Below are 15,306 nucleotides of genomic sequence, written 5' to 3'. Positions count from 1 at the left end.
CAGGTCCCCCGACGATTTTACCGGTATATTAGCGCGAGCCGAACTGGTTCGGCCGATGGCGGATCCGATCCGTCGAGCTTCGATTCCGCTCGGGGGGGTCGGGTCGCCGCCGGGGCGCGGCGGCACTCGTCGACCGCGCGGCCGACGCCTTTTATATGCGTCCGGTCCGCCGTACGGTCGTGACGCTCGATCCGATCCACGTCGAGAATATCGCCCAGCTCGCGTACGGCATCGGCGGCGACGTGGACGCGACGGACCACGACGACCTCGCCGAGCACGTGTGGCGCGAGTGGCTCCCCGAGCTCCGCCGCGACGGCCGGGTCGTGATCGAGGCGCTCGGCGACCACGAGCGCCGCCGGGCCGCCATCGACGACGTGGCGCTCGCCGAGCGCCCGTTCGAGACGGTCCACGGCCTCGATTCGGGGACGATCAACCCCACGACGTTTAAAAATGGGCTCGTCGTCGATGTCGCGCACGCGGCGATGGCGAGCTCGCCGACGGATCTCGACCTCCACCGTGACCGCACCATCGTCGCCACCGTCCACGCTGGCGACTCGACCGCCGGCTTCGACAGCGAGTGGACCCGCCGCGACGAGGGACACACCAAACAGCGCGTCCTCCACGTGCCGCGGGTGAACCGCTACGCGGAGCGGGTCGTCCACGCCCTCGCCTTGTACCTCGCGGAGGGAACCCACGCGCTCGACCGCGCCGACGAGGTCGACGACCTGCTCGTCCTCGACGGCCCCATCTACCCGAAGGAGCTCTTTACGTGGGCCGACCGCGACCCCGAGCTCGGCGCGCTCGCCCGCGAGGCGAAGCCCCGCGCGGTGATCGAGAAGTACGTGCGCCTCGTCGAGCGGTTCGTCGAGCGCGACGTGCCGCTGGCCGGCTTCGTCAAGAACCCCGCGAGCGGCACCGCGGTCCGGGCGCTCTCGCGCGCCGGCGTCGAGTCGCCGTGGCCCGACGACACGGCGCTTTTTACCCGACTGCTGGAGCGGCGCGAGCCGGACGAGGCGGCCGGAGGTGGCGGGGGGTTCGCCGGGAGCGGGAGCGAGAGCGACGCTGCCGCCCGCGGCGCCCGCCTCGACGACGACCTCACGTTCACCACCTGGTTCCGCAGCCGCGGTGGCGCGGACGCGCCGATGGCCGCCGACGGCGACGCGCTCGGTGTCGAGCGCGAGCTCGACCCGGAGCTGTACGAGCCTACGTTCATGGTCGTCTACGACCCCCGGACCGACGTGACGTACAAGCTGGAGGCGCCGTACGCGTTCACCCGGGAGGAGGAAACTCGCAAGCGGCTCACCCGGCAGGTCGTCGCCGAAGTGGCCGCGACGCGCGGCCCGCCAGAGCCGGTCTCGAAGGCGGACGAGCTGGCGCGGATCTCGGCGACGGAGAAGGCCGCGCTCCGCCGGAAGTTCGAGGAACGCCTCGGCAGCGACCAGCAGGCCACCTACGACGACCTGCGGTGGGGGAAAGAGACGTACTAAGCTGCCGTCGATCACTTATAAATAATCGACTGCGGATCGATGACGAACACCTCCAAAGCCCCAGCCGCTCGCTTAAAGAAAGTTGACTCCGGATAGACGGAGAACACCGTCAAAACCCCAACCGCTCGTTTATAAATGGTCGACTGCGGGTCGACGACAAACGCCGTCAAAGCCCCAGTCGCGAGGCCGCCGCACACTCGCTGCGCTCCTCGTTCGTTCGCTTCGCTCACTCACTGCGGTGCTTGCGTCGTCTGCGGCGGCCTCGCGACTGCCCCTTTGAGTCCCACCCCGCACTGCTCCGCACCGCGCCTCACACCTCCCCAGCCTCGTCGCCGGACTACGTCCGGCTGCAAGCGAGAGCTTCGCTCTCGCCCTGTCAGTCGCCGTCGCTTCGCTCCGCCGACTGACTCCCTCGCGCGTGCGACTCGCGCCCTCCGGGCGCTCGTCGGCACGCGCCACCGCAGAGGCTTCATTGGAGTGATCACGTTCCAGAACAGTCGAATCCGCTCTCAGAGCGCCTGTACCAGCAGCACCGCGTACGTGATCGCGTTGTAAATGCCGTGGACCAGCCCCGGCACCACCACGTTGTCCGTCCACTCGTAGAGCGCGCCGAGGACCGAGCCGAGGACGACAACAACGCCGACGTACGCCCACTGTTCGACCATCGTCCCGGAGATCGACGGGAGGTGGATCAGCCCGAACGCGACAGCCGCGATGAGGATCGCGGGGACGGCGTCGAACGCGCGCCGGACGCCGCCCTGAACGACGCCGCGGAACAGTAGCTCCTCCACCGGACCGACCACCGCGAGCGACACCGCGATCATCGCGAGGTAGTAGACCACGGGGTCGCCCGCGGGGACGACCGCCTGGTTCTGCCCGGTCGAGAGCCCGACCTGATCGAGCGCGAACAGGGCGCCGTACTGGAACGCGAAGAGGACGATCCCGCCGCCCACGATGATCGCGACCTCGCGGGCATCCGGTCGTGAGAAACGTGCTATCTCCCACTCGTCGGTGACCGCGAGGTAGCCGACGGCCCCGAGCGCCAGCGCCACGAACTGGAGCAGCGTCTGAAGCAGCTGGTAGCCGGTCGACCCCTCCGAAACCAGCCCGGCGGAGGCGGCGAGCGTCGCTGCTGGCACGGTGATCGCGTTCGCGACGAGGAACGCGAACACGATCGCGAACAGCGCGCTCGCGACGCTGAACAGCCGCTCGCCGACCGCCGAGGCCGAGAGGTCGTCGCTCATTGCCGGGACCACGGCTCGGGAGGCTTTAGGCGCACCGGAAGGGGATCGGCGCCGTCGGGGCGTCACCGGTCCCCCGACGGCGGTGGCCGCGACTTCAGTCGACCCGCAGCTCGCGCTTCTCCTCGACCGCCTCGGCCTCCGCGAAGTCGCCGCCGCCGAGCAGTCCGCGGGCCGCCTTCTTCCCCCACTCGACGGCGGGCTGCGTGAACGTCGAGACGCTCGCGAGCTCGCCGTACAGCACGCAGGCGGCCTCCATGCCGTAGAGCAGCTCGCCGAGCGCCCGCTCGTCGACGCGGTCGATCTCGACGCGCACGTTGGGGACGCCGGCGGCCGCGAGGCTCGCCTCGGTCGCCTCGAACTCGGCGTCGAGCAGGCCGCCGAGCGACGAGCCGCCGAGGTACGCGAGGCCGTCCAGATCGGTCTCGGGGATCGGCACGTCGGCGCGCTCGGTCGGGCGCACGAGCGTCACCAGCTTGTCCGGCGGCCCGGCGCGGTATAACTGGAGCTGGGAGTGCTGGTCGGTCGCGCCGAGCGCGCGTGCGGGGGTCTGCCCGAGCCCGTCCTTCCCGAGACTCTCGGCCCACAGCTGCGCGAACCACTCCGCGAACGTCTCCAGCGACTCGGCGTACGGCATCACGGCGTTGGTGAGCGCGCCGCGCTCCGCGAGCGCGTACGTTGCCGCGCCGTAGGCGTACGCGGGCGACTCGTACAGCGACCCCGAGAGCGAATCCATCCCGTCGCGGCCGCCCGCGAGTACGGCCTCGACGTCGTGGCCTTGGAGCGCGGCGACCGCGAGGCCGACGGTCGACAGCGCCGAGAACCGACCGGGGACCCCGTCGGGGACCGGCAGCGAGGGCAGATCGTGGCGGTTGGCCAGCTGACGGAGGTTCCCTTCCTCGCCCGTCGTGACGAGCGTGCGCTCGGTCCAGTCGACGCCCGCGTCGGCCATCGCCTCGCGGACGACGAGAAAGTTCGCCAGCGTCTCCGCCGTCGTCCCCGACTTCGAGACGACGTTGACCACGGTGTCGTCGAGCGGGAGGTCGGCGAGCAGGGCTCGCGTGTCGTCGGGGTCGACGTTGTCGAGGACGTAGGCGTCCACGTCGCTTTCGAGGGCGTTCGACAGCGTCGCCGCGCCGAGCGCGCTCCCGCCGATGCCGACCGTCAGCACCGCCTCGGGACGGTCGAAGCCGTCGACCGCGGCGCGGATTTCGTCCGGGTCCGCGGTCTCGGGGAGGGTCAGGGCGGCGTAGCCGAACTCGTCGTCGGCCATCCCGCCCGCGATCCGGTCGTGTGCGGCCGCGACGCGGTCGTCGAGTCTGTCAAGCGTCTCCGTCGTGAGCCCGGGGGTCGTCTCCAGGGCGTTGCCGAGGTCCACGCGCATACCTCTCTCACCGCGCGAGAGCGACTTAAAAACCGCCGACCGACCGAAGACCGAATCGAGGGGCGTCAGTCGGCCGCCGCGACCGGCTCCTCGTCGTCGAGCGCGGGGCGACCGATCAGCCGGTCGACGGAGAGCGGGCCGGCGCCGAGCGCGAAGACGGCCGACGCGAGGCCGAACAGCGCCACGTGAGCGAGGACCGGGTCGTCGGGAAGCCCGAACAGCGTCGTCGTGAACAGGACGAACGAGAGCGCGGCCGCGCCGCGGGTGAAGAAGCCCGCGATGAGCGCGAGGCCCACGGCGACCTCGGTCACGCCGGCGCCGACGACCCACAGCCCCGGATCGACGGGGACGACCGACGTGAGGTCGTACTTCTCGACGACGCGCAGCGCGCTGCCGGGGTCGGCGAGCTTCTGGATCAGCCCGAGGTAGACGAACGAGACGCCCATGCCGACCCGCAACACCGTGGGGACGTAGCGCCGCAGCGGGCCGGTCGCCCCGTCGAGGAACGACTTGAGGTGGTGGACGGGGTCGATCCGCCCGTAGTACGACCCCGGCGTGCTGGCGACCTCTAACAGCATGTCGTCGGCGCTCGGCCGACCGCCGCCGAGGACCGCCAGCGCGAGGAACACCGGGACGTACTCCACCGCGAGGACCACGAGGGGGTCGACGGCGACGAGCACCCACGCGTACGTCAGCAGGCCGGCCGCGGCGGTGATCCGCGTCGCGAGCCCGAAGAGGAGGAAGAAGCCGAGCCCGATGAAGAGGAGCCGGAGGAGAGGGCTCGCTCCTGGGTCGAACGAGAGCGTCGGCGCGAACAGGTACCCCTGGAAGCCGGCGCCGACGAGTGGGAGCCCGACCGCGAGCCGCAGCATCCACGGGACGAGGTCGCCGTAGCCGGCGAGCTTCTCGCGGAGGACGACGACGTCGACGATAGTCGGGCGCACCCAGAGGTACGCGGCGATTCCGGCGGCCGCGAGGAGCCCGGAGCCCGCGAACAGCGCCGCGTTGAACGGGTCCGACAGCACCTCCGCGGTGAACGCCACCGCGTCGAGCGGATCGCCCGAGTCCTCGGTGACGTAGTCGACGTGGGCCGCGGCCGGTCGCGCGACGAGCGTCGCGAACAGGGCGAGCGCGGCGACGGCGACCGATCGGGTACGAGCGGACATACATCGCGTACGGGCCGAACGCACCTAACGGTATTTCTTCACGAACGTTCGAATCCACCTCTGACACCCTGTTTCTCGGATTCGAACGCCAGCCGTCGACGGCGCTCTAGCGCCGACGCCAAACGCCGACCGCCTACGGCGCCCGAGCGACGACGCCGAACGTCTCCGTCCGGGTGGCGGCGGAGACGACCTCGAAGCCCGCGGCCTCCAGCGCCGCGACCGCGTCGGCGGCGGCGAACCGCTCGTCGACCGGCGGCCCCTGCTCGCCGTCGCCGTCGCCGGCCCAGTCGAACGTCACGACCACGCCCCCCGACCGCACCACGCGCGCGATCTCCGCGATCGCGGCGTCGCTCGCGAACTCGTGGTACGTCATCGTGGAGACGGCGCCGTCGAGCTCGCCGTCCGCGAACGGGAGATCCTCGACGTTGCTCGCGACGAGCTCGACGTTCTCGGGGGTTCCCTTCTCGCGGTACCGGTCGTGCATCTCGGGCTGGACGTCGACGCCGTAGACGGTCCCGACGCGCGCCGCCACGTCGTCGGTGTAGAAGCCGGTGCCGCTGCCGAGGTCGGCGACGACCTCGGCGTCGGCCTCGACCAGCGGCCCGACAAGCTCCTCCGCGGACACCCAGCGATAGCGGCCGGGGCGCTCTAACCGCTCCGCCTGGTCGGCGTCGAACGTGTGGAATCCCATGTGCGGTCTTGTACGTCGAGCGCTAAAACGCGTCCGGTCGCGCGGCGTGCGGTGGCGTCCGACTCGGGATCGATCGACCCCGCCCGCGGCTCACCACTCGGATTCCAGCGCGTCGAGGAGCCGGTCGACCTCGGCCTCCGTCGAGACCGCGTGGACCGACGCGCGGATCCCGTTCGGATGCGGCAGCGACCGGACGACGATGTCGTCGTCGGCCAGCCGCTCGACGGTCGCCTCCGGGTCGTCGACGTCGATCGTGACGAGCCCGGACTCGTACGCTCGCGGGCTGTGGAGTCTGTCCTCCGGGACTCCTTCCTTCAGGCGGTCGGTGAGCGACTCGATCCGGGACTCGATTACGTCGAGGCCGACCGCGTCGATCGCGTCGAGCGCCTCGACGAGGCCGACGTGCGCCGCGGCGGTGGTCGTCCCGACCTCGAAGCGCCCCGCCGCCGGCTTGTACTCGATCTCGTCGCCGGTCGGGTCCTCGACGCCGCGGTAGCCGATCGCGCGCGGCGCGAGGTCGGCCGCGGCGTCGCGGTCGACGTAGAGGAAGCCGGCGCCCCACGGGCCGAGCGTCCACTTGTGGCCGGCGGCCGCGACCGCGTCGGCGCCCCACTCGTGAAGGTCCATCGGGACCTGCCCGGGCGACTGGACCGCGTCGACGAGGGTGAACGCGCCCGCGTCGTTCGCGACCTCGACGAGGTCGGCGACCGGGAGGCGCGTGCCGTGCGTCCACGTGATCGCGCTGAAACAGACGAGGCGGGCGTCCGCGACCGCCTCCGCGTACTCGTCGCGGTCGATGCGACCGTCCTCGGTCTCTACGACGCGCACCTCGATCCCCTCCCGTTCGAGCCGCTGCCACGGGAGGACGCCGGCCGGGTGTTCGAGGTCGGTCCGGACGACGACGTCGCCCGGCTCCCAGTCGATCGCGCCGGCGACGCGGTTTATCCCGTCGGTCGTGCTCTCGGTGAGCGCGATCTCCGCCGGGTCGGCGCCGACGAACTCGGCGATCCGCTCGCGCACCCGGTCGTACGTGTCGAACGCGTGCTCGTACGGGTCGGTCGTTGCGGAGCCGTACTCGTGGTCCGCGACGAACGATCCGGCCGCCTCGACGACGTACTCGGGGCTCGGCCCGTGCGCGCCGAAGTTGAAGTACGCCGCGTCGCCGAGGGCGGGGACGTCCGCGCGGAGCTCTCTGGGGGTCATACGGTCGTCGTCGAGTTGGATCGTTCTCATGGTGTCGGTTTCGGCGGCGCCGCGGCGGGTGGTGCTCGAATCAGGCGTCGGCTTGGCGGACCGCATCCGCCAGCGCTTCCTCGGTCTGGGCGCCGACCATGCGATTGACCAGTTCGCCGTCCGCGAACACGAGCAGCGTCGGGATGCCCTGAACGCCGTACTCGCCGGCCAGCGCCTGGTGGACGTCGACGTCGACCTTCAGGACCGCCGCGTCGGTGTCCTCAGCGACCGCCTCGACGGCGGGCTCCATCATCTGACACGGGCCGCACCAGTCGGCGTAGAAGTCGACGAGGACGACGCCGTCGGCGACGTGGTCGTCGAACGCGTCGGCGTCAGTCAACTGGATCGGCTCTCCGGGTGCGGCTTCTGTCGAACTCATACCCGGACGTAAGCGCCGCGTGGTAATAATGGTTTTGGGTATAGTATACAATACTATCGTGTTCGGATGTGCGCCGTCCGTCCGTTCGACTGTTCGTCCGCCTGTATGAACGTCTATCCGCCCGTATGAACGTCTGTCCGCCCGTTCGACCGGCCGTCCGTTCCACGCCTCGATACGGGACGGGGTGGCGGCTGCTCGCAGGAAACATCGAAGCGAGCGAGAAAACGCCCGAACGAACCGTGTCGGGGCGGAGAGAACGCAGATAAACGGTCGACGGCGACGCGGCGCGGTCGCGAGCGGTTCGTCTACTGGATGTGGCCTTCGCGGCGGAGCTGGTCTGCGTCCTCGTCCTCGTACCGCCACTCGACGTTCGCCTTCTCGTCCTGCCAGTCCCACGGCTCGGCGAGGACCACGTCGCCCTCGCTGATCCATGTGCGGTACTTCATGCGGCCGGGGATTCGGCCGAGCCGCTCCTCGCCGTCGGCGCAGCGCAGCTGAACGTGGTTGCCGCCGAGGTGTTCCGTCACCACGGCGAACACTTCGTCGTCGTTGGGCATGCGGAGATTCTTCCGCCCGGATTCTTCGCTCATACCACCAGTAGTGCGTTCGCCCGTATAAGTGATGGGAGACGCGTGTGTGCCCCCGTCATGCGATCTGTTCGCACGAAACGGCGCCGCGGACGGTGACGTTCACTCCGCGTCGGTGACCGGGGCCGAGCGGTCGCCGCGGTCGGTGGGAGCGCCCTCGCCGGCTGCGCCCCCACCGAACGCGGCGTCGACCTGCGCGAACGTCTCCGCTTCCGTGCCGGAGTTGTCGACGACGACGTGGTCGCTCGCCACCTCGTCGAACAGCTCCTTGAAGTGGAGGTGGATCTCGAAGTCGGCGTCGCTGATCCCGTCGCGGCGCTCGATCCGGCGCTCGACGACCGCCTCGTCGCAGGCGACCTCGACGAGGTCGAACTCGGCTCCGGCCGCGGCGGCCGTCTCGCGGGCGTCCGCGCGGAACCGGGCGTCCGCAAACGTCGCATCGAGGACGACCGCGTCGCCGGCGTCGACGTCCTCGCGGGCGCGTGCGAGGAGTTCGGCGTAGACGGCCTCGGTCTCCGCGTCGGTGTACTCGGGGTCGTCGAACAGCTCCTTGCGTATCACGTCGGTCCGGCGGATCCGCCCGTCGACGTGGGCGGCGACCCGCTCGGCGACGGTCGACTTGCCGACGCCGGGAAGCCCACAGACGACGACCAGCCGCCCCGTCGACGCCTCCTCATCGGCGCCCGTAGCGGACGAGGCCGACGGCGTCGGAGCGAGCGAATCCGCCGCCTCACCGTTCGAAGTCGGCGATTCGGTCCGGTCCGGCGCTCGACCGCCTCGGTCACTCATCTACCGGTATCCTCCGGGGTGAGCTAAAAGAAACTTCGCATCGAAAGGTCGCTACGAGCGACTCTCACGCTTTCCTCCCGGTCTGCCACGTGCGGCGCCCTTCGAGCGCGCGACGAGCGGTCTCGGTGAGTCGGTACTCGTTGGTGCGCCTGTCGCGTGGCCGCTTGGCGACGAGGTCGCGCTCGACGAGCCTGTCGAGGTTCTGGTAGAGGCGGCTGTGGTTGATCGCCTCGCCGTAGTAGTCGGCGAGGTCCGCCTTCAGGGCCGTCCCCTTGCGGGCGTTCTCGTGAGAGAGCGCCCAGAGCAGGTCGCGCTGGAACGCGGTGAGGTCGGCGAGCGCATTGCAGTCAGGCGCGCAGTCCGCGCTCATGCCTCTTCCTCCGCGCAGGCGTGGCAGACGGGCACGTCGCGTGCGGCGTCGAAGCCGTCAGCCGGCGCTGGACAGCGTGCGCAGTCGGTGTGTTCGCTCGATTCGCCGGTCGTCGCGTAGGGCTTAAGCCCCGCAGTTGCCATCGTCAGCATGGTTCTGTGGTCAAGCACAGAACCCGATCCGGCTGGGTGCTGGTACACCGCAGCCGGGATTCCTACATTTCATCGCGAGCCGAGGGTTCGTCACTCGGGCTCCGTAGATACACATGAATACTATTGTTACTTGAATGTACTGGGAGTGTCCCCAATCACTATTCGGACATATATTAAATACGGGTGCGTCAGTGTATTATATGAGATATGCGGGAGAGTGGATGTCTGCTGCTGACGATCGAATTCTAGAGTATCTGTCCGAACACGAATCCGGCTCTCCTACGAAAATGAAGAAGGAGGGACCGATTCGATACTCGCGTGTTCAGGTCCATCGGCGATGTAAGAAGTTAGCCGAGAAGGGGTTAGTCAAAGATCTCGGAAACGGCGTCTACATGATCACCGACGACGGTGAGGCGTATCTCAACGGTCGGCTCGACACCGAGAATTGGGCCTACATCGATGACGACGGTGGGTCTGTCGAGGCGCAGGATCCGACGGACAGTGAGGCCCCGAATGGAGGCGCCACCTGAATGCCTGTTATGGATATCTACGGGGATCAGCGTTTATTTTCGATGAACTTCCACTCTAGCGTATTAGCGTCAACTCGTACTACCCCAATTTTCGTCGTTTCATTAATCGCACGAATATCAATCTGATCCCGAACGTGCGACTCCACGGAGAGCTCTTCAAGCCGCCACTCTTGAGTATCCAACTCCGGAGGGATATCGTCTCCAGACAGGACGTTCACCGATCGAAGTGTCCCGTACCGTTCTGACGTGACCTCCACTTCGATCGGGAGCTCAACGAGGTCACTGCTCATAGGTCGACTTGAGCGCCCCACGATATGAAATTTGCTCGGCGAGATCTGGCTCCGTGACGACCGCCTCCCGGACAAGTTGCCTCTCCAACGATTCTCCCAGTACCAACGATTAAATACGGTTGAGCGGCACTCTCCGATAGATGAGTCAGCAGGACCTGACCTACGTCGATCTGTTCGCGGGAGCGGGCGGACTCTCTGTCGGCCTCGAACGCGCCGGCTTCGAGCTCGTCCACGCCGTCGAGGTCGACGACGACGCCCGCACCTCGTTCGCGAACAATCGCGAGGGTCTGGAGCCGGAGGAGCTGACGCAGGACATCCGCGAGGTCGACAACCAGGACGTCACCGAGGTCGTCGGCCGCGACACCGTCGACCTCGTCGCTGGCGGGCCGCCCTGTCAGGGCTTTTCCGAAGTGGTCAGCCCTGACGGCAGCGACGACCGGAACCACCTCTTCGTGAACTTCATCTCGTGGGTGAACGAGCTCGATCCGAAGGCGGCGCTCTTCGAGAACGTCCGCGGGATGCAAAACACCGCCAACGGGAAGTTCCTCGACGCCGTCGAGGAGTCGTTCGGCGAGATGGGCTATGATGTCAGCTATCGCGTCGTGGAGGCGTCCGACTTCGGCGTCCCGCAGCAGCGCCACCGACTACTGGTGCTCGCGACGAAGCACTCTACGACCGAGTTCCCCTTCGACGGGTTCGAGCTGGACCCGATCGAGACACCCGGTGTGATCGCTGGGATCGGCGACCTTCCCGAAGTCGGGCCCGGCGAGGAAAAGACCGAGTACGACGCTGAGCCGAAAACGGTTATTCAGGATGACCTCCGCGGTGAGAGCACGGAGCTCACCCACCACCAAGCCGCGAACCACACCGAGGACATGGTGGAGATGATCTCACACATCTCCGACGGTGGGAACCGGACCGAGATTCCGGACGAGCTCCAGCCGTCGTCGGGCTACCACAACTCCTACTCCCGACTCGACTCGCAGGAGCCGGCCGTCGCGATCACGTCGAACATGTCGAAGCCCTCCAGCGCCCGGTGTATCCACCCGTTCCAGCACCGGGGGCTCACGCCGCGTGAGGGGGCGCGGCTACAGACGTTCCCCGACTGGTACCGCTTCGACGGCGGACTCGTCTCCGTCCGGAAGCAGATCGGCAACGCGGTGCCGCCGTATCTCGCGGAATCCGTCGGCTACTACCTCAAACAGAGCGTCTACAGCCAAACGCTGACCGCCAACGAGCGAGAGCGCATCTACAAGCTTCGGTGCGGGGGGATGGACCTCGCCGAGTTTGAGGAAGAAAAGTCGGATATCGGGGGCCACGCACAGCAGGTTACACTCGACTTCGCCAACTGATACGTGACGCGAATACAACTGAAAATCACAGTTCCGGAAGTTGTGCTTGCATTGCTTCCCTAACCTTCTCTCTGGCTTCTCGCTCGAACTCTTGATAAGTCTCACCACCTAGTGGAACCTCGACTATTCGCAACTCATTATCTTCTCGTGTGTCATGCTCGTCGTCTGAGAGTCCATAGACGGTCTCGAGGGAACCCCCCTGATCAGGATAGAATATCACCGAATCTCCCCCCACCTTCCGTTGGTAGCTCGTGACTTGATACAGGTCATTTCGTGCCGGCGAGTCACTCTCCTTCCACTTTGCGTCGGCAATCCAAACTGGTGTTCCTCGATCTCTGAGAAAAATATCGGGTTGCATTCCTTGTATTCCATCTCCTGATTCATCCCTCAGCAGATGCCCGATGTCCGAATCTGCTTCTGACTCAGGATCTCCATCTCCTTCCAGAATGTAACGAGAGCCATGGACCACGTCAGCAACGAGAGAATAGACTACTTCCTCGAACAATGTCTCTGTGTTGATGAGCAGAGATTCAAGCAGCTTAGTCTGCTGACCGAAAGTATCGATATAGCTCTCGTCGAGGATCTGTTCTGCGAACTTCACCAGCGGCTCGTATCCCTGCGTCTCCCTGGTAAGCGTGACTTCAGATGGATGTGGTGGGGTTAGGGGGAGTGTGACTATCCGTTGAAGATCTCCGATCTGGCGTCTGAGTCTATCCTCTACTGTAGGTTCTCGAACTTCTTCTGCCAGTTTAACAGCAGCAAATAGAATTAACTGATTGAGAGGAATGTCCGCTGTGAGCTCATCGTACCGACTCTCGAAGGAAGTTGCGAACGGCTCCTGACGCGCTAGTTGTTTGGTTACTTGAAGTTGACCCTTGACGTGGTCGGTCGTTCGCTGCTTGGGGAGGTATCGTTTGTGGATCCCCCTTCGTAACAGCCGTTCAATCTCTTGTGCGTAGACCTGCCCTACGACCTCAATGAATGACTCTCCAACCGAGAACCCGATCTCCCCTCTACCGGTGACAAGTTCCTCGCTTACCCGACCCGCTTTCGCTAGATAGTATAGTAGTTTGAATCCCTCTAGGCTGTCCTTGGGGAGTACCTCAAGATACGCTCCGCTGGGAAGCCCGATATGTCCAATGTGCTGTTGTATCTTGACTTTTTCAGAGGTAATCGACACACTACTTACATTATCGTGCTTATCCAGGGCAACGTAATCTTCCTCTGTGAGTGCTTGATCGGAGAGATCCGTCTCTGTTCGCTCCTGTAAAGTAATTATCTCCTCATTTGATTGTGAGCTAAAACTCATTCAGGCGAGATCTCGATGTCAAGTTCACCCTGATTGTCAATCACAAAGGTTCTGAGATTCTCTTTGAGTTTCGACGGCGTCATACTCAGAACGTCGTTTGTTGACTCATTAATGAATTCAGAACCTCCACGTAATATACTCTCTTCTAGTTGTTGAGTGTCTTCGAAGAAGTACTCCTCCAGGAGCGGTAAGATATCGTATCTCCAGACATCGGTTAGCTCGATGTCTCGTGGATCTTCAGTATCACTCATCCAGGTGTCCGGGTGTAAATACGCGTGACCGATTCGTTTCCCCTTTCCAAGTCCTCGAACGGCAGTGATCCGTTTATTAATGATCTCGAGCGCAAGCACCGATGCTGCTACCATTGCCTCAACGTCCTTCCGACCTGTCTCGACTAGCTTTGCGGCTGTTTCCTTGTCTTCAGGAAATACACTGTGGGAGTCATAAAGCGCATCGTAATCAGGGCCGAGTGAAATAGCAGCGAAACGTCGTCTCAGAGCAGCGTCTAGTTTTGAAATCGATTGATCCGCAGTATTCATTGTAGCAATAATATACACGTTTTCTGGGATCGTGAATTTAGCCCCTGAGTGAGAGAGGAAGCGTTCTTGTCCGCGTTTGTCCTTTTCAAGCAGGGTGATGATTTCGCCGAAGATTTGCGGAACATTGCCACGATTGAGCTCGTCAATGACAAGCACGTATCGTGGTGGTGTTCGGTTTTCCGGTGTAGCTTCTAAGGCGAGAGCGGCTTCGTCACAGATTTCCCGGAAGATCCCTTCCTTCAGTCCATACGGTGAGCCGTTCGACATTTCAGTTCTTTTCTCGTCTTTTTCCGCCGAATCCACAGCAGCCACCCTATTTGACTCCTCACCACTGCCGGTGATGGTGTATCCCTCTATGAAATCCTCGTACGAGAAGGAAGGGTGGAACGTGACGGACTCCGTTTGATACGTGCTGGGATCTGTTCCTGGTTGCTTACCCGTCCAAAGTCTCGCAAATCTCTCTGCGAAGAATGTCTTCCCTGTCCCGGGTGGTCCGTACAGGATAACTTGTCTTTTTCTCTCAAGTTGCCGAGCCAAGTGACGGGCGAAGTTCCCGTCCAACGACCAGTTCTCATACGACCAGAAATTGAACTGGAGTTCGCCTCTCGCTTCCATAACAAATGCCTCAACTGAGTCGTACTCATATGCGAGAACCTGACTCTGTCTGTTATCGAGTCGACTCCACTGTTGGTTGGGATGGCTCTCCCAGCCAAAAAGCTCGAATAATTCTTCCTCTGAAACTACGGCATCATATACCTCTTCAAAGTAGATCGCAGTGTCAAGCGTTGATATCGGAATATCGACTGTGACCGCTTCTAGCACGGTTGCAACGGTCATATATCCCTTGTCCACGTGATGGAACAAAATTGCGTCTCCTCTGGCTAATCCACCAACGTTGTCGAGTTCATTACTGTCACACAGCCAGTATCGAACTGAATTATTCTGATATTCTTCGATGAAGAGGGGATCTTCTGGATCAAGAGTCTCGTTGGACTCGACAGTGCTTTCGTACCGATCATCTGTGTTATTGCTTTTCGGCACGTGAACTGAGATCACTTTCGTATCTATCCGCTCAATAAAAGGAAGCGTAATTGACTGATCCGCACCATCTGATGTAGTAGTCTGCGTCTCAGAGTCAGATGCTACTGAATCAACTTCTTCATTCGCTTGCTGTGGCACGTTTTTAGAGGGTGTGGCATTACTACCTGATCCGAGGAGGGGCAGAATGTCTGGAGTCCCATATTCATCCTGTAGGTCTCTGTATATCTCTTCTCCTTGAGTAGAGAGTGTGTATTCGTTAGCAGAATTCAGATCGATTACTCCTGCTAGTCGTAACCAGTCAGCCCGCTGCTTAGCCTGGCTCTTCGACTCCCAATCTAAATCGTATTTCTGATTTAAAACTGTCTGTAGTTGGCTCACTCGCAACGGAACAGTAGATACCAGTGCGATCGTGTCATAGAATCCGACGAACGTTTCACAGAAAGATTTTATTAGTACCATCGGGGTATCTGGGGCCCCTTCTCGCTGAAGTTCACGTAGTACCTGTTCACCAGTAGGGCGTAGTTCAATAGTCCGGGAATTCCTGCTAACGCGGACCAAACCCATCATTTCCATTTGCGTGAGCCAAGACTGCGGTACTGCCGAGGCCGAATTCACCTCACGTTGATAGCCTGATTGGACCTCTTCAAGTTCTGGACCATAATTCTCGATTGAAATTAGAAAGTGAGCCAATCTACTGAGTTTTTCCGTTGCTGTATTGGAGAACACCGTCAGAGAGGAACGCAGATTTTCATCATTCATGATTGAT

General features: G+C 63.6%; 17 protein-coding genes. 3 read left to right on the top strand and 14 right to left on the bottom strand.

Annotated elements, in window-relative coordinates; translation table 11 throughout:
* Window positions 1–179 precede the first annotated feature (179 nt).
* Complete coding sequence (locus tag ACOZ35_RS07695) at window positions 180–1,487, top strand: DNA double-strand break repair nuclease NurA (protein ID WP_424015797.1); 1,308 nt, start codon at window positions 180–182, stop codon at window positions 1,485–1,487.
* An 11-nt stretch (window positions 1,488–1,498) separates the two neighbouring features.
* Here ACOZ35_RS07695 and ACOZ35_RS07690 read toward each other — a convergent pair whose 3' ends face one another.
* From ACOZ35_RS07690 to ACOZ35_RS07640, 11 genes are all read right to left on the bottom strand, one after another.
* On the bottom strand, window positions 1,499–1,717 hold the full coding sequence (locus ACOZ35_RS07690) for a hypothetical protein (protein ID WP_424015796.1): 219 nt from the start codon (window positions 1,715–1,717) through the stop codon (window positions 1,499–1,501).
* Window positions 1,718–1,996: 279 nt separating this feature from the next.
* Window positions 1,997–2,731, bottom strand: a complete 735-nt coding sequence (locus ACOZ35_RS07685; protein WP_424015795.1) for a lysostaphin resistance A-like protein — start codon at window positions 2,729–2,731, stop codon at window positions 1,997–1,999.
* Window positions 2,732–2,825: 94 nt separating this feature from the next.
* On the bottom strand, window positions 2,826–4,112 hold the full coding sequence (locus ACOZ35_RS07680; protein WP_424015794.1) for a glucose-6-phosphate isomerase: 1,287 nt from the start codon (window positions 4,110–4,112) through the stop codon (window positions 2,826–2,828).
* A 65-nt stretch (window positions 4,113–4,177) separates the two neighbouring features.
* Complete coding sequence (locus ACOZ35_RS07675) at window positions 4,178–5,278, bottom strand: DoxX family protein (protein WP_424015793.1); 1,101 nt, start codon at window positions 5,276–5,278, stop codon at window positions 4,178–4,180.
* A gap of 133 nt (window positions 5,279–5,411) precedes the next feature.
* Window positions 5,412–5,969 (bottom strand): class I SAM-dependent methyltransferase, encoded by a 558-nt coding sequence (locus tag ACOZ35_RS07670; protein WP_424015792.1) that lies wholly within the window; start codon window positions 5,967–5,969, stop codon window positions 5,412–5,414.
* A 90-nt stretch (window positions 5,970–6,059) separates the two neighbouring features.
* Entirely contained in the window at window positions 6,060–7,202 is a 1,143-nt protein-coding gene (locus tag ACOZ35_RS07665; protein WP_424015791.1) for an aminotransferase class V-fold PLP-dependent enzyme, read from the bottom strand.
* A 40-nt stretch (window positions 7,203–7,242) separates the two neighbouring features.
* The gene (trxA, locus tag ACOZ35_RS07660; RefSeq protein WP_007996841.1) at window positions 7,243–7,581 is read right to left on the bottom strand and encodes a thioredoxin; all 339 of its coding nucleotides are present in this window, start codon (window positions 7,579–7,581) and stop codon (window positions 7,243–7,245) included.
* A gap of 305 nt (window positions 7,582–7,886) precedes the next feature.
* The gene (locus tag ACOZ35_RS07655; RefSeq protein WP_004595341.1) at window positions 7,887–8,171 is read right to left on the bottom strand and encodes a translation initiation factor eIF-1A; all 285 of its coding nucleotides are present in this window, start codon (window positions 8,169–8,171) and stop codon (window positions 7,887–7,889) included.
* Between the two features lie 99 nt (window positions 8,172–8,270).
* A complete protein-coding gene (locus ACOZ35_RS07650; protein WP_424015790.1) occupies window positions 8,271–8,957 on the bottom strand; it encodes an AAA family ATPase in 687 nt (228 codons plus the stop codon).
* Window positions 8,958–9,021: 64 nt separating this feature from the next.
* Window positions 9,022–9,327 (bottom strand): helix-turn-helix transcriptional regulator, encoded by a 306-nt coding sequence (locus ACOZ35_RS07645; RefSeq protein WP_424015789.1) that lies wholly within the window; start codon window positions 9,325–9,327, stop codon window positions 9,022–9,024.
* A complete protein-coding gene (locus ACOZ35_RS07640) occupies window positions 9,324–9,497 on the bottom strand; it encodes a hypothetical protein (RefSeq protein ID WP_424015788.1) in 174 nt (57 codons plus the stop codon). The genes ACOZ35_RS07645 and ACOZ35_RS07640 overlap by 4 nt, the downstream gene beginning before the upstream one ends.
* A 182-nt stretch (window positions 9,498–9,679) precedes the next feature.
* Between ACOZ35_RS07640 and ACOZ35_RS07635 the strand changes: the two genes are divergently transcribed.
* A complete protein-coding gene (locus tag ACOZ35_RS07635) occupies window positions 9,680–10,009 on the top strand; it encodes a MarR family transcriptional regulator (protein ID WP_424015787.1) in 330 nt (109 codons plus the stop codon).
* Between the two features lie 26 nt (window positions 10,010–10,035).
* Here ACOZ35_RS07635 and ACOZ35_RS07630 read toward each other — a convergent pair whose 3' ends face one another.
* The gene (locus ACOZ35_RS07630) at window positions 10,036–10,299 is read right to left on the bottom strand and encodes a hypothetical protein (RefSeq protein WP_424015786.1); all 264 of its coding nucleotides are present in this window, start codon (window positions 10,297–10,299) and stop codon (window positions 10,036–10,038) included.
* A gap of 140 nt (window positions 10,300–10,439) precedes the next feature.
* On the opposite strand from ACOZ35_RS07630, the gene ACOZ35_RS07625 reads away from it, so the two are divergent.
* A complete protein-coding gene (locus ACOZ35_RS07625; RefSeq protein WP_424015785.1) occupies window positions 10,440–11,651 on the top strand; it encodes a DNA cytosine methyltransferase in 1,212 nt (403 codons plus the stop codon).
* 25 nt (window positions 11,652–11,676) lie between these two features.
* Here the strand turns inward: ACOZ35_RS07625 and ACOZ35_RS07620 are convergent, their stop codons facing one another.
* Together ACOZ35_RS07620 and ACOZ35_RS07615 are read right to left on the bottom strand one after the other, a co-directional pair.
* Window positions 11,677–12,960, bottom strand: coding sequence for an McrC family protein (locus ACOZ35_RS07620; protein WP_424015784.1), 1,284 nt, complete (start codon window positions 12,958–12,960; stop codon window positions 11,677–11,679).
* Complete coding sequence (locus ACOZ35_RS07615; protein WP_424015783.1) at window positions 12,957–15,299, bottom strand: McrB family protein; 2,343 nt, start codon at window positions 15,297–15,299, stop codon at window positions 12,957–12,959. Before ACOZ35_RS07615 ends, ACOZ35_RS07620 begins: the two co-directional genes overlap by 4 nt.
* Window positions 15,300–15,306 lie beyond the last annotated feature (7 nt).

Source organism: Halorubrum xinjiangense, assembly GCF_049604745.1.
Lineage (GTDB): Archaea > Halobacteriota > Halobacteria > Halobacteriales > Haloferacaceae > Halorubrum > Halorubrum xinjiangense_A.
This window is presented reverse-complemented; position numbering and strand designations above follow the sequence as displayed.